An 18583-nucleotide genomic window follows, 5' to 3' on the forward strand; every position below is an offset into this window, starting at 1 on the left:
CGCATGCCGGCTTTTTTGTTTTGGAGAAATTAAAAAATGAACCTACTGATGTGTCCTGTTTGTCGTGAGCAGTTGCGCTTAAATGAACGTACATGGCGCTGTGACAATCAGCATAGCTATGATGTGGCCAAGCAGGGTTATGTGAATCTGCATGTGGTGCAGCATAAACATAGTAAAAATCCGGGTGATACGCCTGAATCTGTGCAGGCACGCCGTGCATTTCTGAGTGCAGGTCATTATGCGCCTTTGCAACAGGCTGTGGTCAAGAAAATCCGTGAGCTGCGGATTGAAAATCTGCTCGATATTGGTTGTGGCGAAGGCTATTACACCAATGCCATGCAGGCTGAAGTCATGCAATGTGTCGGCGTAGATATTGCCAAAAATGCAGTTCAGGTTGCAGCTAAACTGAATAAAGAAATTACCTGGGTGGTAGGAACAGGGGCGACCTTGCCGGTATTGGATCAATCCATTGATCTCTGTACCAGCTTATTTAGCCCGATTCCGAAACAAGAAATCTTGCGGGTATTAAAGGCAAAATCTTATTTGATGGTAGTGACACCTGCACCACAACATTTGTACGCGATGCGTGAAGCCTTATTCGAGGAAGTGAAAGCACATGAACCACATAAATTTGTCGAACAGTTGCAGGATACATTTAATCTGGTAAGTGAACAGGTGATTGATGCGCCAATGACTTTGGCTCAAGCGGATTTAAAAAACTTGATTACCATGACTCCTTATGCTTATAAAGCCAAACCTGAACGCCGTTTGGCACTTGAGCAGCAGGATCAATTCGATTTAATGGCTCAATTCCAGATTTATGTATTTCAGAAGAAATAAATTTAAAATCTAGAAATAAAAAATCCCTCAATAATGAGGGATTTTTTATTGGTTCAGATTATTCAAGTTCTTCAATCAAGTTTTCCAAAGGATCCACCACCCGATTTGGCTGTGGTGGCTGGTCTCTTGGCGCCACTCTTTCATCATCCGGTATGCGAATTTCCTGATCAGGCAAATCTTCAAAATCATTGCTTTGTCGCTTAGGTGCTACAACCGGGGCAGGGCGATACAGAGGCGTCGCTAAAGGTGGAGAAGACGGATCATGCTGTTCCTGCTCACCTTGCACTACCTTATTACGGTTAATTGGTGCTTTAGCATTACGATCCAGGCGAACCCAAGCTTCTGGTGTGCCTTTTAAGGCATTCCCCATAAAGTCGGTCCAAATTGGCAAGGCTGCTACGCCACCGTATTCACGTCGACCTAAAGTCTTCGGCTGATCAAAACCGACCCAGGCAACGGTGACCAGTTTGCCATTAAAACCTGCAAACCAGGCATCTTTGGCATCATTGGTGGTACCGGTTTTACCCCCAATATCGCTACGACCAATTCTTAAAGCAGCACGCCCCGTACCATGCTGAATCACATCGCGTAAAATATTGGCCATATCATAAGCAGAGCTAGATTTTAGAATACGTTCTGCCTGACGGTAATTACTGTCTTCCGCCGAGATTTTTGGTGTCTCTGGTTTCTGTGCCAAGGTTTTGTTATTGATTTCAATGGCTTCGTCATCAGGAGTGAGTGCGCCTGTTGGTTGAGGGCTTTCTTCCTGAGCATTAATACACGAGATGCAGGCATATTCAGGCTTAGCCTCAAAAATAGTCTTGCCATAGGCATCTTCGATACGCGTAATAAAATGTGGCTGAATGCGATAACCGCCATTGGCGAACGTAGCATAACCAGTGGCCATTTGAATTGGTAAAACCTGAGGTGTGCCTAGAGCAATGGTGTAGTTACGTGGAATCTGATTATCCTGCAAGCCAAAATCCATAAATAACTGACGGGTACGCTCAATACCAACGGTTTGTAATAGGCGTACTGAAACCGTGTTACGTGACAGATATAAAGCACGACGTAAAGGAATCATCCCTAAATAACGACCATCCGAATTACGCGGACTCCATTTACCAATGGTAATAGGCGCATCATTGACCATGGTATGCGGAGTCATACCACGTTCTAAAGCCAGAGCATAAACAAAGGGTTTAATGGTTGAACCCGGTTGACGCCAGCCTTGAGTCGCGCGGTTAAATTTGGATTGATAAAAATTATAACCACCGACAATGGCTTCAATCGCACCATTATTTGGGTTCAATGCAATTAATTGGCCCTGTACCTGAGGCGTTTGTACTAGTGCCCAGGAACTTTTATTTTCATTAGGTCTTAAACGAACAATATCTTTAACTTTAACAATCTGTGAAGCTCTGCTTGGTGTAGCACCTACACTATCTGCACTACGATAAGGGCGAGCCCAGGACATGCCGGACCAAGGCACAGTTACAGTGGTGCCATCCTGCATCAACGCTTCAAAGCTATTATTATTGACCTTGGTCACTTCAGCAGGGTAAGTGTTGGCATAGACACGGAAATTTTGCAGGGGCTGATCATGAGCCTCAGCACCTCGCCAGCCATGACGACGATCATAGGCCTCTAAACCATCCTGTACTGCCTGTTCAGCATAAGCCTGACGTTCACTATGGATCGTCGTGTAGACTTTATAACCTGAATCTATGGCCTGTTCACCAAAATTTTCTACCAGTTCAGAGCGAACCATTTCGCCGACGTAGGGAAATTTGTTGCGGGTACTACGGTCAGGCATATCCAGGTTAATCGGTTCAGCAATGGCTTCCTGATATTGGCTCTGATTCAAATAACCCAGTTGCAGCATACGACCTAAAATCCAGTTGCGGCGTTCCAAGGCACGCTTAGGGTTGGCCACCGGATTATAACGAGAAGGTGCTTTAGGAAGACCAGCAATCATCGCCATTTGCGCAATCGAAAGCTCATCTAAACTTTTGTTGTAATAGATTTTCGCTGCTGCCGCAATGCCATAAGCATTTTTCCCCAAGAAAATTTTATTGACATATAAAGTCAGAATTTCTTCTTTACTTAAATTCTGTTCTATTTTACGTGCCAGGAAAATTTCAGTCAGCTTACGCTTTAAAGTACGTTCGGGACTTAAATAGTAGTTTTTAGCGACCTGCATGGTAATGGTCGAACCACCAGTCTGTACATCAGAGCCGGTAATGGTTTCACTGACTGCACGTCCCAAGCCTTTAAAGCTGATCCCGCTGTGTTCGAAGAAACTGGAATCTTCTGCAGCGAGGAAGGCGTGAATAAATTCTTTCGGAATCTGTTCATAATTCACAGGAACAGAAAGCTTGCCACCATACTCTGCAATGAGCTCATTATCTGAGCTAAAAACTTGTAAAGGCTTTAATAAAGGTGCCTTTTTAAGCGTAGACATTTCAGGCAAAGATGGGGCAATATAGAGATACATGCCATAGAAACCCATCGGAATTGAGATCAAAATAATGATAATGATCAAAAAAAATGGATGAACAAGGCCTGAACAAGATAGCTTTTTCATAACAAGTAAGTTTTAATAAGAGCTAATGGCAAACTAATTACCGGTCAGTATATCCTTTAGATATGCATATTGTTAGATGAGTTATTGTATCTATATAAAATTATAGACCGGCACAGATTGGTGAGTTTGTTTTTATTGGGGATAAAAAAATAATAGGAATTGTATTGTGCGCAGGTTATATCGTAAGCCAAATAAGGGGTTAATAGGAGTGGATATTAGTTCGACTTCTGTTAAAGTTTTAGAGCTCTCTGTAAAGAACGGTCGGTACTGGGTAGAAAGTTATGCTTTGGTCCCACTACCAGAAAGTAGTGTCGTTGAAAAAAATATTTTAAATCCAGAAGCGGTGGGTGATGCGTTGGGGCGTGCGATTAATTTGGCCAATACCCAGTCCAGTCAGTCAGCCTTTGCGATTCCAACTTCTATGGTCATCACCAAGATCATCGAAATGGATGCTGATATGTCGGATGATGAACGTGAAATTCAGATTCGTGAAGATGCCGAACAATATATTCCTTTCCCACTTGATGAAGCCAGTCTGGACTTTGAAGTTCTGCCAGACCGTTTAACCAATCCGAACCGGGTCAATGTCCTGTTGGTAGCGACCCGAATCGAAAATGTTGAAGCACGTTCTGAAGTACTGCAAATTGCCAATCTCAACCCAAAAATTGCAGATGTCGAGAGTTTTGCACTAGAAAATGCATTCAAGGTGTTTTCAGATACCTTGCCGATGGGGGTAAATACTGTCGGGATCCTGGATATTGGTCATAGTATGACGACTTTATCCGTCATGCAGAATAACAAGATCATTTATACTCGTGAGCAGGTTTTTGGTGGTAAGCAGCTGACTCAGGAAATCCAGAACCGTTATGGATTGTCTTTTGAGGAAGCAGGGCGTGCTAAAAAAACCCGTGCCTTACCCGATGATTATGACATCGAAGTGCTGGAACCTTTCCTGGATGCAGTCGTGCAACAGGCAGCACGTTCATTACAGTTCTTCTTCTCTTCATCTCAGTTTAACGAGATTGACCATATTTTATTGGCAGGGGGGAATGCCAATATTCCAGGTCTGGCAAAACTATTACAGCAAAAACTCGGCTACCGGGTCACGATTGCCAATCCGTTCCTGCAAATGGGCTTTTCTCCTCAAATTGATATTAAAAAAATTGAAAATGACGCGTCCTCACTCATGGTTGCATGTGGTTTGGCATTGAGGAGTTTTGATTAATGGCAAAGATTAACTTACTCCCTTGGCGCGATGAGCTAAGAATTAAAAGAAATAATGAATTTGTAGCGATTTGCGCAGGGGCACTTTTTCTAGGATTGGCAGCAGCAGGTTCAACCTGGTTCTATTACGATCAAAAACTTCAGGATCAGGAACAGGCCAACCAGCTGGTGGTCAGTACTAACCAGAATCTGGATGTACAGCTGAAAGCATTGGATGGTTTACAAGACCAGCGTAATGCAATTGTTGAACGTATGAAGCTGATTCAGGGTCTACAGACTCAACGACCGATCGCAGTTCACCTGATTGATGAAATTGTACGGGTCACACCAAGCAATATGTATATTACGAAATTTCAGCGTACCGGTGATAAATTTACCATTGAAGGTAAGGCGGAAAGTCCGAATACAGTGGCTGAGTTGCTACGTAATCTGGAAGCTTCTAGCTGGTATCGTAATGCATTTATGAATGCCTTTATTGTCGCAGACGAAGCAAAAAATAAAGCGCCATCCTCGGTGATTCCTCGAGTAGAAGAATCTTATGGCAGCTTTACGGTCACGGTTGATCTAGATCAAATTGCTGAGCCAACACTTAAAGAAGGACAAACGCCAGCCACAACTACAGCGGAGGCATCATCATGAGTAATGACGGATTCGATGAATTAAGCCAAGACGTAGTGGCTGTTCCTAGAAAAAAAATGACTGTTGAAAAGTTCTTTCAACAATTCAATACACTAGATCCAAATAATTATGGCAGCTGGCCATTATCAGTCAAAATCACCTGCTGGATCTTTATTGTTATTCTGGTTTTTATGCTGGGGTATTTCGGGTTTATTCGCGGCAAAATAGAAGCAATTTCACAAGCCAGTGCTCAAGAACAAAACCTGTTAAATGAATTCCGGGAAAAGGAATCCAAGCTGCGGAACTTACAACAGTACCAGATTCAGTTGCAGGAAATGGAAGCACGTTTTAATCAGCAATTAGAACAATTGCCGAAAGAAACTGAAATTCCTGGCCTGGTTGAAGATATTAACCTGAGTGGAGTGAACTCCGGACTGAAATTCAAGAATATTCGCCTGGAACCTGAAATCAAGCAGGAATTCTTTATTGAGCAGCCGATCGCGATTGAAGCCACTGGGGATTATCATGCCTTTGGTTCTTTTGTGAGCAGTATTGCAGGGCTTTCGCGCATCGTTACACTGCATGATTTCACCATTACAGGAACTGAAAATAAAGAAAAGAAATCTGAAATTCCTGTTATTGATTATGTAGTGAAAGCGAAAACCTACCGTTATGTAGGCAATGCAGATGCTTCATCTACTTCAGCTACAACTGATACGCAGGGAGCTCAGTAATGAATATCATTAAAATTACTTCAGCTTTAACGCTCGGATTTTTATTGGTGGGCTGCGAATCAAGAATTGATGCAGTCAATCAGGAAATGGCCAATATCCGTAATCAACCACCATTACCAATTGAACCGGCGCCGGATTTTATTCCGACAGAAATGTTTAATTATGCAGCTCATCAGCTGAAAAGTCCTTTCCTGCCAAGCTCTTTAGCAGCCGAATTGAAAATTATGGCAGGTAAGCGGGTTTATCCAAACTTGTCACGCCAATTACAGCCTTTAGAGAGTTATCCACTGGAAACCTTAAGCATGAAAGGCAGTATGCGGAATCAGGCGGGGCAGATTCTGGCTTTAATTCAAACGCCTGATGGGGAAATTGAACGGATACAACGTGGCAGCTATATGGGACTTAATCACGGTCGTGTAACGAGAATTACGCCGACACAGATTGACTTGATTGAGATTATTCCAGATGGCCGTGAGGGATATGTGGAACGTCCACGAAGTCTGGTTTTGATTGGGCCAGCGCCATAAGTTTTAAGGAATAAAAATGAATAAGAGTATTAAAGAATTTATTTTTGGGGATGCTAATACAATGAATCATGTGTTTCGTCAGTTTTCTATGGGGGCTGTCGCGATTGCTGTGATGCAAGCAGCGAGTGCGCAAGTTTCAATGACCAATGTGGTGCCAATGCAGATTCCTGGACAGGGAACTGAAATCCGGGTGATGTTTAATGGCTTGCCACCTCAGCCTCAAGCTTATCAGCTTGAATCTCCGTCACGCCTGATTCTGGATTTTAATGAGGCACAACAAAATCTAAAACAGTCTAGTATTCCAGTCGCAACTGCTGAAGCTAGTTCAGTGGATGTTAGCTCGGATGCACAGCGTTCTCGTTTGACAGTGAATCTTGCTAATGCAGGTGCATTTACGACGCGTGTGGAAGGCAATACCTTTATTTTAAAAATTAATTCTGCCACTCCAGTCGCTATTGCTCAGCCTGTACAACAGCAGGTCGCTCAGGGGATTACTAATATTGGTTTCCAGCGGGGTGCGCAAGGTGAAGGACTGGTGGTAATTGATCTGGCAGGTCAGAACACACCAGTCGATGTACAGCAGCAGGGAACCAAAGTGATTGTACGGACCTTGGGCTCCAAGATTCCAGCACATTTGACCCGACGTTTAAATGTAAATGATTTTGCTACACCCGTTTCAACGGTAGATGCAGTCAACCAGAATGGATCAGGTGTGATTACCATTCAGTCTGCAGAAAGTTATGAATATATGGCTTTCCAGACGGATAATAAGCTGACCATTAGTTTGAAGCGTCCAGAAGTTAAAAATCCGCTGCGTCCTAAATCAGTCGCTTATACAGGCAAGAAAATTTCCCTAGATTTTCAAGATATTGAAGTTCGTCGAGTTCTACAGTTATTAGCCGATTTTACCGATATCAATATGGTTGCTGCAGATAGCGTACAGGGTAATATTACCTTACGCCTCAAAGAAGTGCCTTGGGATCAGGCTTTAGATATTGTTTTAAAAACCAAAAATCTGGATAAACGCCGTAATGGTAATGTCATCTGGATTGCACCGGTTGCAGAACTGATTAAAGCTGAAGAAGAAGAAGCCAAGGCTTTAAAACAAAGCGTTGCACTTGCGCCAATTCAAACTGAATATATGCAGCTCAGCTATGCAAAAGCGGCAGATATTGAAAAGCTGATTACTCAAAATAAGAGTGCATCAGGATCAGGTAGTTCAAGCAATACAAGTAACAGTGATGATAGAGAAAGTTTATTAAGTTCACGTGGCTCTATCTCTATTGATGCTCGTACCAATACCATTATTGTGAATGATACCCAGCCTTTCATTGATAAAATTCGTAACATGGTAGACTTGCTTGACGTGCAAGTGAAGCAGGTGATGGTTGAAGCGCGAATTGTCCGTGCAACCACTGACTTTACCAAAGAAATGGGGGTCAAGTGGGGGCTACTATCACAAGGAATTATGAATAATAATCACCTACTTGTTGGTGGAAGCGATACGACTCTTTGGGATCTTAGAGAACCACAAGCGAATGAGTTTGGTGGTTGGACATATGATATTCAACGTCCAGATAACCTGAATGTAGATTTGGGTGTTACTAGTCAGGGGGCTAGCCGTATTGCTTTTGGTTTAATTAGCCTTTCAGATTTTATGCTGGATCTTGAACTTTCTGCGCTTCAAGCAGATGGTTATGGTGAAGTGATTTCTACACCAAAAGTACTCACTGCTGATAAACAAAAAGCGACTGTGGCATCTGGTTCACAAATTCCATATCAGTCCGCAGAAGGTGGTGGTGCCAATGCAGTGTCGACTACAGAGTTTATTGATGCAACTTTAAGTCTGGATGTTACACCAAGTATTACTCCAGATGGCAAGGTGCAGATGGAGTTAAATATTACCAGTGACTCACCAGGAAATCCTACACCAACTGGCCAGTTAACGATTAATAAAAACCAGATCAATACTAATGTGCTGGTTGATAATGGTGAAACAGTAGTACTTGGTGGTATTTTTGAGCAAGAAACCCGAAATGCACAAACTAAAGTTCCTTTCTTGGGCGATCTACCTTATTTAGGACGTTTATTCCGTAAAGATGTAAAAGCGGATAACAAGCGTGAGTTACTGATTTTTGTTACACCTCGAATTGTTAATGACAGTGTTTCAAGAAATCATTAATATATTTTGAATTTAACAAAATGAATAGGTGACTCCTTGCCAAGCAAAGAGTTTGAAACCCTGCCAAATATCTATTTGGTAGGGCCGATGGGGGCCGGTAAAACAACAGTAGGACGACATTTAGCAGAACTGTTAGGACGAGAATTTCTGGACAGCGATCATGAAATTGAGCGTAAAACAGGGGCTACGATTCCCTGGATCTTTGAAAAAGAGGGTGAAAAGGGTTTTCGTCATCGTGAAACTGTTGTAATTGATGAGTTAACCTCACGTCCACAACTTGTACTTGCGACTGGTGGTGGTGCAATTACTCAGGCTCCTAATCGGGATTATTTAAAGCAGCGAGGCATCGTTGTTTATCTTTACACTCCAGTTGAAATTCAGCTTCAGCGAACCTATCGCGACAAAAACCGTCCCTTGTTACAAGTCGAAAATCCTGAACAGAAACTCAGAGATCTGCTTGCAGTACGGGATCCGTTATACCGGGAAGTCGCACATTACATCATTGAGACCAATCAGGGGGCTGCACGGGATCTGGCGCAGCGTATTCTGAATCTCATCCTTCCGAAAAAATAAGTTCAGTTGAAAAAGTGGTTATCCCCTCATGAAAACCTTATATGTCGAACTCGGTGAACGTCGTTACCCCATTTTTATTGGCAGTAACTTGAATCCTCAGGAACTGCTTGAACCTTATATTCATGGCAAACAGGTGATGATTGTCAGTAATGATACGGTGGCACCACTTTATCTAGATCGCTATAAGGCTGCATTGGAAAATCTGGGTAAAACTGCGGCGACCTGTATTTTGCCGGATGGTGAGAAATACAAAAATATTGAGCATTTAAACCTGATTTTTGATGCATTGCTTGAGGCGGGTTTTAACCGCGATTGTACAGTTTTGGCACTCGGTGGTGGTGTTATTGGAGATATGGCCGGCTTTGCTTCTGCCTGTTTCCAGCGCGGAGTATATTTTATTCAGGTGCCAACGACTTTACTCTCTCAAGTGGATTCCAGTGTGGGGGGTAAAACCGGTATTAATCATCCACTGGGTAAAAATATGATTGGTGCTTTCCAGCAGCCACAAGTGGTGCTGGCAGATATGTCACAACTTGCAACTTTGCCGGATCGTGAGCTGTCGGCAGGCTTGGCTGAAGTGATCAAATATGCCTTGCTCGGCGATGAAGAATTTCTGGTCTGGTTAGAAGCTAATATGGAAGGTCTTATTGCCCGTGATGAGCAATTGCTGGCCGTAGCGGTTTATCGTTCATGTGCGCATAAAGCCCGTATTGTAGCGAATGATGAAAAAGAGCAGGGTGAGCGTGCTTTACTTAATCTCGGTCATACTTTTGGTCATGCGATCGAGTCTTATCTGGGCTATGGTGAATGGCTACATGGTGAAGCTGTAGCAACCGGTATGGTAATGGCAGCAGATTTATCCCATCGCATGGGTTGGATTTCATTAGAAGACCTTGAGCGTACAAAAAAAATCATTTCTCGTGCGCAATTACCTATTGTTTGTCCTAAAATCCCACTTGACGATTTTCTGGCTTATATGGCTCACGACAAGAAAGTTTTAAATGGGCAGCTTCGTCTTGTATTATTGCAACAACTTGGAAAAGCGGTCATTACTCGAGACTTTAATGTCGAGTTGATGCAACAGGCGATTTTAGCTCATCAGGCATAGGTTTAATTTTTATGACAGCATTACGTTCTCCTTGGCAAAAGATTCAGCATTATTTCTGGCTGGTCTGTGGCGTATGCTGTCTATTTACTGCCTTGGTTTGTTGGGCTATCACTGATACAGATGAAGTTGTAGAAGTAGAGAAGAAGCCGGAAACGGAAGTTGAATTACAGATTCAACCAGAAAAAGTGGCCTCGATGACCCATCTTGGTGCACTTTCTGATGAGGTTAAGCCTCTTGATCTCAATACTCGAATTGTTGTCAATGTTAGTCATGAGCCTGAATTCCGTGGAACCAAATATATTGGTGAAGTAAAGAAACAGCATGCGATTGAGCTATTTCGTGTAGGTAATGAAGCCATTCTAAAAACCTTCCTGAAAAAGCAGCAGGATCGTAAGCCTTTTGTTTATTTAAGGCTTTCGGGTGAGAACCAGCCTGAACAATATGTATTGTTATATGGTCTGTATAAAACTGCAGCAGAAGCTCAACAGGCTTTATCAGCGCTCAATCTGAATTTGCCTAAATCCGTCCAGCCTAAAGTTGTGGCCATGCAACAATATGCCAGTCTAGTCAACAGTATGGGTTCGGAAGAACTGGCAAGTAATCAAAAACTTTATGAAATTCAGTTGAAAAATGTACCTTTACCGAAAGTCGATGAATCCGTACAGATCAGACCGAAAGCTCAACCTTCAGCCCCTATGGTCACCCCTAAAGAAAGCACCACGAGTACCACGATTGTTCGACGTGATCAGGAAGGTAATGTAGTGGATGTACAGAAATCTCAAAGTCATGTCGAAGGAAGTCCGCGCTCATCAAATGGCAATTCTCGAGCTCAAGAAAACGAGATTAGTGATCCATTTAACTAGGCCGGTCTAAAATAGCGCACGGACACTTTATCTTTATTATAAATGTGCGCTTTTGGTGCAAAAAATACGCACCATAAATAATCATAATTTTCCTTTTGTAGGCTAAATCTTTGTCATTTGTGTTGTTTTGATTTTTGCTCCTTAAGTTGGCATGAAATTTGCTTTATTGGTGCATGAATTGAATTAATCTCCCTGTTTTAGCGCGAAAATGATTCGATGAATAGGCGTAATTGTCATCTTTGTTGCTTATTTTTATCTTATCCATCAGCAAAATGAATGTTATTTTTCATGCATTCCGTCTGAAAAAGGATTATGTTGAAAAGATACTCAATGATATTTTGCTCTATAAAGCTGCTTAGCTTGCGGAGTAAATCAGACAGTCACGCACAGCAGAATTTAGATTGTTTAATAGCCTATCGGGCTTAGTGAAAAAGAAGGGTACGCTATGCACATGCCATCGCCTAATAATGTAGCTCCCGCTCAAGGTTTATACCAACCGGATGAGTTTAAAGATAACTGTGGTTTCGGTTTGATCGCCCATATGCAGGGTGATGCCAGTCATGATCTGGTCAAGACCGCAATTCATAGTCTAAGTTGTATGACCCACCGTGGCGGTATTGCTGCTGATGGCAAGACCGGTGATGGTTGTGGTCTATTGCTGGCAATGCCTAAAGAATTCTTCCGTGAAGAGGCCAAACGCTTAAGCGACATTACCTTAAGTGAGATTTTTGCTGTGGGTACAGTATTCCTGAATCTGGACCCCGCATTAGCCGCACATGCAAAACAGGTCCTGACGAAAGAAATTGAAGAAGAAGGCTGTCGCGTTATCGCATGGCGTGTTGTACCGACGAATAATGATGCGCTTGGTGAGATTGCAATGCAGTCTCTACCAGCTTTTGAACAGATCATCGTGAACTGCCCAATTGGTGTAACTGAAGTTGAATTCAACCGTAAATTGTTCCTTGCACGTCGTCGTGCTGAACAGCAGTTAACCAGTGATCCATACTTCTATGTGACTACCTTATGCTCAACTGTAATCAGCTATAAAGGTCTGATGATGCCAGCAGCTATTGCTGACTTCTATACTGACCTGGCTGATGAGCGTCTGGCATCACATATCGTGGTCTTCCACCAACGTTTCTCTACCAATACATTGCCACGCTGGCCACTAGCTCAGCCATTCCGTTACTTGGCCCACAATGGTGAGATCAACACTATTACGGCTAACCGTAACTGGGCAATGGCGCGTACGCCTAAATTTGAAAACCCATTACTGCCAGGTTTGACTGAGCTGAATCCAATCGTAAACCGTACTGGTTCAGATTCATCTAGTCTGGATAATATGCTGGAAATTCTAGTGGGTGGTGGTATGGATTTGTTCCGTGCGCTACGTATGCTGGTTCCACCTGCTTGGCAGAACGTTGAAACGCTTGATGCAGATTTACGTGCATTCTATGAATTCAACTCTAAACATATGGAAGCATGGGATGGTCCTGCTGGTTTAGTTATCCAAGACGGTCGTCATGCGATCTGTATGCTGGATCGTAACGGCTTACGTCCGGCACGCTGGGTCATCACTAAAAATGGCTACATTACACTGGCTTCAGAAATTGGTGTATGGGGCTATGAACCTGAAGATGTCATTTCTAAAGGTCGTGTGGGTCCAGGTCAAATGCTGGTGATCGATACTTATACCGGTAAAGTATTAGATACTCAGGATGTGAATAATCACCTGAAACGTATGCGTCCGTACCGTGAATGGTTACGTGAAAATGCTGTACGTCTACAAGGCAGCCCTGAGCTGGAAGAATATCTATGTGAGCGAGGCTTGAAAGGTGACAACCTGAAAGCGGCACAGAAAATGTTCATGGTGACTTTCGAGGAACGTGACCAGTTGCTGCGTCCAATCGCTGAAAGCGGTCAGGAAGCTGTGGGTTCTATGGGTGATGATACCCCGATGGCGGTTCTGTCACGTCAGGTACGTCATGTATCAGACTATTTCCGTCAGCAGTTCGCACAGGTAACGAATCCGCCAATCGATCCATTACGTGAATCGATTGTGATGTCGCTGGAAACCTGTTTAGGTCGTGAACAAAATGTTTTCGAGCAAGGTCCAGAACATGCAGACCGTCTGATTATTTCAAGTCCGGTTCTGTCTAACTCAAAAATGCACCAGATCCGCACGCTAGGCCGTACAGGTTATGAGATTGCGGATATTGATCTGAACTATGCTGAAACCGAAGGTCTGGAAGCTGCGATTGCTCGTATTTGCGAAGAATCAGCGCAAGCGATTCGTGACGGCAAAACTTTATTGGTACTTTCAGACAAGAAAATCCGTGAAGGTTACTTGCCAGCCAATGCTGTGATGGTCACTGGTGCAGTACACCACCACCTAATCAATACTGGTCTGCGTACTGATGCGAACCTGATTGTTGAAACCGGTTTTGCACGTGATCCACATCAATTTGCCGTTCTGCTGGGCTTTGGTGCGACAGCAATTTATCCGTACCTGGCATATGACGTGATCAATGATCTGGTGGCTAAAGGTGAATTGCTGGGCGATCCGGTCTATGCACAAAATAATTTCCGTAAGGGTATTGAAAAAGGCCTGCTGAAAGTCCTGTCTAAGATGGGTATTTCAACCGTGGCTTCTTATCGTGGCGGTCAGTTATTTGAAGCAGTCGGTTTATCCAATGAAGTTGTGAACAAATGCTTCGTAGGTGTTCCGAGCCGTATTCAAGGTGCAACTTTTGCTGATCTTGAAAATGACCAGAAGCAACTGGCAGATTTAGCCTGGAAAAACCGTAAGCCAATCGATCAGGGCGGTATGCTGAAATTTGTCTTCGGCAAGGAATACCATGCGTTTAACCCGGACGTGATTAACTCACTGCATAAAGCAGTACGTTCTGGTAATTATGCTGACTTTAAAGAATATGCAGAGCTGGTAAACAATCGTCCGATTGCAACCATCCGTGACTTATTCAAGCTAAAAACTGATAACTCAATTCCAGTGGATCAGGTTGAGTCTGTAGAAGATATCCTGCCTCGTTTTGACTCTGCGGGTATGTCTTTGGGGGCGTTATCTCCTGAAGCACATGAGGCGATTGCGATTGCCATGAACACCATCGGTGGTCGTTCTAACTCCGGTGAGGGCGGTGAAGATCCAGCGCGTTATGGCACCATTCGCAACTCGAAAATTAAACAGATTGCATCCGGACGTTTTGGTGTAACCCCAGCGTACTTAACTTCAGCAGAAGTGTTGCAGATTAAAGTGGCTCAAGGTGCGAAACCGGGTGAAGGTGGTCAGTTACCTGGTGGTAAAGTGAATGGTTTGATTGCCCGTTTACGTTATTCTGTTCCAGGTGTGACTCTGATTTCACCACCACCACACCATGATATCTATTCGATCGAAGATTTATCTCAGTTGATCTTTGACTTGAAACAGGTCAATCCGCAAGCGATGGTATCGGTGAAACTGGTATCTGAACCGGGTGTAGGTACGATTGCAGCAGGTGTAGCAAAAGCTTATGCCGATTTCATTACCATTTCTGGTTATGATGGTGGTACAGCAGCATCTCCATTGTCTTCGATTCACCATGCGGGTTCTCCATGGGAATTAGGTTTAAGTGAGGCGCATCAAGCACTTCGTGTAAACGACCTGCGTGGCAAAGTACGCGTTCAAACTGATGGTGGTTTAAAAACTGGTCTGGACGTCGTAAAAGCAGCGATCTTGGGTGCAGAAAGCTTCGGCTTCGGTTCGACTCCAATGATTGCTTTAGGTTGTAAATACCTGCGTATCTGTCACTTGAATAACTGTGCGACCGGTGTTGCGACTCAGCAGGATCATCTGCGCCAAGAGCACTACATCGGCGAACCACAAATGCTGATCAATTTCTTCACTTTCATTGCTGAAGAAACACGTGAATGGTTGGCGGCACTTGGCGTATCTAGCCTGAAAGACCTGATCGGTCGTACAGATTTGCTGGAAATCCTGCCAGGTGAAACTGACAAACATGCTCACCTTGACCTGAGCAAACTGCTAGAGTCACATCCAGCAGCAGAAGGTAAAGCACAGTACTGTGAAGTACAGGGTAATGAACCGTTCGATAAAGGTATTTTGGCTGAGAAGATGGTAGAAGAAATTCTGCCAGCAATCGAAGCAGGTACAGGCGGTCAATACAGCTTTACCGTAGGTAACTGTGACCGTTCAATTGGTGCACGTCTGTCAGGTGAAATTGCCAAACGTTATGGCAACCTGAGTATGGAAGCACATCCGGTTAAAGTAAATCTAACTGGTACAGCGGGTCAGTCACTCGGTGTCTGGAATGCCGGTGGTCTGCATCTGAAACTGGAAGGTGATGCGAACGACTACGTGGGTAAAGGTATGGCAGGTGGCCGTATCTCGATTTTCCCACCGAAAGGTTCGCCATTCCAGACTCAAAATACTGCGATCATTGGTAATACCTGTCTGTATGGTGCGACTGGTGGTAAATTGTTTGCTGCAGGTACGGCTGGTGAGCGTTTTGCAGTTCGTAACTCTGGTGCCTTCGCAGTCATTGAGGGTGCAGGCGATCACTGCTGTGAATATATGACTGGCGGTATTGTGACCGTCCTAGGTAAAGTAGGCCATAACTTCGGTGCAGGTATGACCGGCGGTTTCGCTTATGTATTGGACCTAGACAATGATTTCGTAGATCATTATAACCATGAGTTGATTGAACTGAACCGTATCTCAACTGAAGCGATGGAAGAACATCAGACCTTCTTGCTTCGCATTTTAGATGAACATATTGCAGAAACAGGTAGTGCTTGGGCGTACAAGATCCGCCATGAGTTTGATTTCTATAGTCGTAAGTTCTGGCTGGTAAAACCAAAGGCAGCTAACTTATTGACCTTGTTGAAAACAACTCAAGCTGATCCACAATAATTCCACTACTGCAGATATAGGCAGACCTAAGGTAATGCGAATAAAGCCTTGGGTCTACCCACGGAGAGAGAGATGGCAGAGCGCCTAAATAATGACTTTCAATTCCTGGATGTCGCACGCCAAGATCCAGAGAAAAAAGAGATTGACGTCCGCAAAGCAGAATTTGTGGAAATTTATAAACCTTTCACAACAGAAGTGGCTGCAAATCAGTCACATCGTTGTCTAGGTTGTGGTAACCCATACTGTGAATGGAAATGTCCGGTTCATAACTACATCCCAAACTGGTTGAAGTTACTGGCAGAAGGCCGTATTTTCCAGGCAGCAGAATTGTGTCACCAAACAAATACTTTGCCAGAAGTCTGTGGTCGTGTTTGTCCCCAAGACCGTCTGTGTGAAGGTGCTTGTACCTTAAATGATGGTTTTGGTGCAGTCACCATTGGTAATGCTGAAAAATATATCAATGACACCGCTTTCGCTTTAGGCTGGCGTCCAGACATGTCTCATGTGAAATGGACTGATAAAAAAGTGGCTATTATTGGGGCAGGTCCTGCCGGTCTAGGTTGTGCTGATATTCTGGTACGTAATGGTGTGAAGCCAGTTGTATTTGATAAACGTCCTGAAATTGGTGGTCTGCTGACTTTCGGTATCCCAGAATTCAAGATGGAAAAAGACGTGATGAAACGCCGTCGTGAAATCTTCACGGGTATGGGTGTTGAATTCCGTCTGAATACTGAAATTGGTACCGATGTCACTATCGACCGGTTACTTGCGGACTATGATGCTGTCTTTATGGGTATGGGAACATACACTTATATGAAAGGTGGCTTTGCTGGTGAAGAGCTGGATGGTGTGTATGATGCACTGGATTTCCTGATTGCTAACGTTAATCGTTGCCAAGGCTGGGAAAAAGATCCATCGGAATACATCAGCGTTGAAGGCAAGAAAGTGATTGTCTTAGGTGGTGGTGATACCGCGATGGACTGTAACCGTACTTCAATCCGTCAAGGTGCTGAGTCAGTGGTTTGTGCTTATCGTCGTGATGAAGCGAACATGCCGGGTTCACGTCGTGAAGTAAAAAATGCGCGTGAAGAAGGTGTGGAATTCCAGTTTAACCGTCAGCCTATCGAAATCGTGGGTGAAAATGGCAAAGTGACTGGCGTAAAAGTGGTAACGACTCAACTGGGTGAACCAGACAGCCGTGGCCGTCGTAGCCCAGAACCAATTCCAGGTTCAGAAGAAATTCTGCCTGCAGATGCGGTATTGCTGGCATTTGGTTTCCGTACCAGCCCTGCGGACTGGTTTGCTGATGTAAGTATTAATCTGGATGGTTCAGGTCGTGTCGTTGCCGCTGAGCAGCAGCAATATAAATTCCAGACCTCGAATCCAAAAATCTTCGCGGGTGGTGACATGGTGCGTGGTTCAGATCTAGTAGTCACTGCGATCTGGGAAGGTCGTCAGGCTGCAGAAGGTATTCTGGATTATCTTGATGTTTAATCTAATTTAATCATTTATTTAAAAAACCCGCTACGGCGGGTTTTTTATTTTTCCTCATTTTACTAATTCAGTCAGCTTAGTTCTAAGAAGTTATAGTAGATATGGATTTTAACTTATAGATATATCCAATATTAATTCGTAGCTTTGAAGCATAACGAAAGGAATAAGAACGATATAAGTAAAAAATTATAAAAATTAACAAAAAATGAGAAAAATATGTTTAAAATCAAATTAATTAAATAAATATCAATAAAGAATTGAGGATAAAAGATGATCCCTGTATTAAAAAAATCTTTCATTGCTCTGATGTTAGCTAGTACCCTGACGCTTACAGGTTGTGGCTATAACACCTTACAAGTCAAGGATGAGGCAGTAACTGCGGCATGGTCTGAAGTGCAGAACCAGTATCAGCGCCGTGCTGACTTGGTGCCAAATTTGGTCAATGTGGTTAAAGGTTATGCCAAACATGAAGAGCAAGTACTGACTGAAGTAACTCAGGCACGCGCCAATGTTGCAGGTTTGAAAGTTGATCGTGAAGTGCTGGAAGATCCTGAACTGTTCCAGCGTTATCAGGAAGCTCAGGCACAAATGACCAGTGCCTTATCGCGTTTATTGGCCGTAACCGAGAATTATCCTGATTTGAAAGCTAATGAGCAGTTCCGTGATCTGCAGGTACAACTTGAGGGTACTGAAAACCGTATTGCTGTAGCGCGTAATCGTTACATTACGACGGTACAAGACTATAACTCTTATGTGCGTCAATTCCCGCAAGTGATGACTGCAAAAGTGATTGGTATGGATACCAAGCCAAACTTTAGTGCTGATCAAGCTGCGCAAAATGCACCTAAAGTCTCTTTTGATTAAAGTAATTTAATCGGGAAAATCTAGATGCTGAATTTCAGGAAA

The 18583-nt window shown here is 43.5% G+C and carries 13 protein-coding genes; 12 read left to right on the plus strand and 1 reads right to left on the minus strand.

Going from position 1 to position 18583, the window contains the following annotated elements; genetic code table 11:
• Positions 1-36 precede the first annotated feature (36 nt).
• Positions 37-840, plus strand: a complete 804-nt coding sequence (locus AC4MCD_RS01520) for a putative RNA methyltransferase (RefSeq protein ID WP_419364031.1) — start codon at positions 37-39, stop codon at positions 838-840.
• Positions 841-898: 58 nt separating this feature from the next.
• Here the strand turns inward: AC4MCD_RS01520 and ponA are convergent, their stop codons facing one another.
• Positions 899-3427: a penicillin-binding protein PBP1a gene (ponA, locus tag AC4MCD_RS01525; protein ID WP_491876462.1), complete on the minus strand. Its 2529-nt coding sequence runs from the start codon at positions 3425-3427 to the stop codon at positions 899-901.
• A gap of 166 nt (positions 3428-3593) precedes the next feature.
• Between ponA and AC4MCD_RS01530 the strand changes: the two genes are divergently transcribed.
• The 11 genes from AC4MCD_RS01530 (at position 3594) to AC4MCD_RS01580 (ending at position 18541) form a co-directional block, all read left to right on the plus strand.
• Positions 3594-4652: a pilus assembly protein PilM gene (locus tag AC4MCD_RS01530; protein ID WP_180002742.1), complete on the plus strand. Its 1059-nt coding sequence runs from the start codon at positions 3594-3596 to the stop codon at positions 4650-4652.
• Positions 4652-5290, plus strand: a complete 639-nt coding sequence (locus tag AC4MCD_RS01535; protein ID WP_491876463.1) for a PilN domain-containing protein — start codon at positions 4652-4654, stop codon at positions 5288-5290. Before AC4MCD_RS01530 ends, AC4MCD_RS01535 begins: the two co-directional genes overlap by 1 nt.
• A complete protein-coding gene (locus tag AC4MCD_RS01540) occupies positions 5287-6003 on the plus strand; it encodes a type IV pilus inner membrane component PilO (RefSeq protein ID WP_034702183.1) in 717 nt (238 codons plus the stop codon). Before AC4MCD_RS01535 ends, AC4MCD_RS01540 begins: the two co-directional genes overlap by 4 nt.
• Positions 6003-6530, plus strand: coding sequence for a pilus assembly protein PilP (locus tag AC4MCD_RS01545; RefSeq protein ID WP_034169727.1), 528 nt, complete (start codon positions 6003-6005; stop codon positions 6528-6530). The genes AC4MCD_RS01540 and AC4MCD_RS01545 overlap by 1 nt, the downstream gene beginning before the upstream one ends.
• A 16-nt stretch (positions 6531-6546) precedes the next feature.
• Positions 6547-8712: a type IV pilus secretin PilQ gene (locus AC4MCD_RS01550; protein ID WP_491876464.1), complete on the plus strand. Its 2166-nt coding sequence runs from the start codon at positions 6547-6549 to the stop codon at positions 8710-8712.
• Between the two features lie 36 nt (positions 8713-8748).
• On the plus strand, positions 8749-9285 hold the full coding sequence (gene aroK, locus AC4MCD_RS01555) for a shikimate kinase AroK (protein ID WP_005233593.1): 537 nt from the start codon (positions 8749-8751) through the stop codon (positions 9283-9285).
• Between the two features lie 28 nt (positions 9286-9313).
• Positions 9314-10393: a 3-dehydroquinate synthase gene (gene aroB, locus AC4MCD_RS01560; protein WP_491876465.1), complete on the plus strand. Its 1080-nt coding sequence runs from the start codon at positions 9314-9316 to the stop codon at positions 10391-10393.
• Between the two features lie 11 nt (positions 10394-10404).
• A complete protein-coding gene (locus AC4MCD_RS01565; protein WP_491876466.1) occupies positions 10405-11256 on the plus strand; it encodes a hypothetical protein in 852 nt (283 codons plus the stop codon).
• Positions 11257-11707: 451 nt separating this feature from the next.
• Complete coding sequence (gene gltB, locus AC4MCD_RS01570; RefSeq protein ID WP_491876829.1) at positions 11708-16183, plus strand: glutamate synthase large subunit; 4476 nt, start codon at positions 11708-11710, stop codon at positions 16181-16183.
• 72 nt (positions 16184-16255) lie between these two features.
• Positions 16256-17677, plus strand: coding sequence for an FAD-dependent oxidoreductase (locus tag AC4MCD_RS01575; RefSeq protein WP_491876467.1), 1422 nt, complete (start codon positions 16256-16258; stop codon positions 17675-17677).
• A gap of 270 nt (positions 17678-17947) precedes the next feature.
• On the plus strand, positions 17948-18541 hold the full coding sequence (locus AC4MCD_RS01580) for a LemA family protein (protein ID WP_491876468.1): 594 nt from the start codon (positions 17948-17950) through the stop codon (positions 18539-18541).
• Positions 18542-18583: the final 42 nt, after the last annotated feature.

The sequence above is a fragment of the Acinetobacter sp. CAU_H_78 genome (assembly GCF_058599365.1).

Bases quoted from the DNA above. Each gene is read 5' to 3' on its own strand.
- AC4MCD_RS01575 (WP_491876467.1), top strand. From the start codon at position 16,256: ATGGCAGAGCGCCTAAATAATGACTTTCAATTCCTGGATGTCGCACGC.
- AC4MCD_RS01520 (WP_419364031.1), top strand. From the start codon at position 37: ATGAACCTACTGATGTGTCCTGTTTGTCGTGAGCAGTTGCGCTTAAAT.
- AC4MCD_RS01565 (WP_491876466.1), top strand. From the start codon at position 10,405: ATGACAGCATTACGTTCTCCTTGGCAAAAGATTCAGCATTATTTCTGG.
- ponA (WP_491876462.1), bottom strand. From the start codon at position 3,427: ATGAAAAAGCTATCTTGTTCAGGCCTTGTTCATCCATTTTTTTTGATC.
- AC4MCD_RS01535 (WP_491876463.1), top strand. From the start codon at position 4,652: ATGGCAAAGATTAACTTACTCCCTTGGCGCGATGAGCTAAGAATTAAA.
- AC4MCD_RS01580 (WP_491876468.1), top strand. From the start codon at position 17,948: ATGATCCCTGTATTAAAAAAATCTTTCATTGCTCTGATGTTAGCTAGT.
- AC4MCD_RS01550 (WP_491876464.1), top strand. From the start codon at position 6,547: ATGAATAAGAGTATTAAAGAATTTATTTTTGGGGATGCTAATACAATG.
- gltB (WP_491876829.1), top strand. From the start codon at position 11,708: ATGCCATCGCCTAATAATGTAGCTCCCGCTCAAGGTTTATACCAACCG.
- AC4MCD_RS01545 (WP_034169727.1), top strand. From the start codon at position 6,003: ATGAATATCATTAAAATTACTTCAGCTTTAACGCTCGGATTTTTATTG.
- aroB (WP_491876465.1), top strand. From the start codon at position 9,314: ATGAAAACCTTATATGTCGAACTCGGTGAACGTCGTTACCCCATTTTT.
- AC4MCD_RS01540 (WP_034702183.1), top strand. From the start codon at position 5,287: ATGAGTAATGACGGATTCGATGAATTAAGCCAAGACGTAGTGGCTGTT.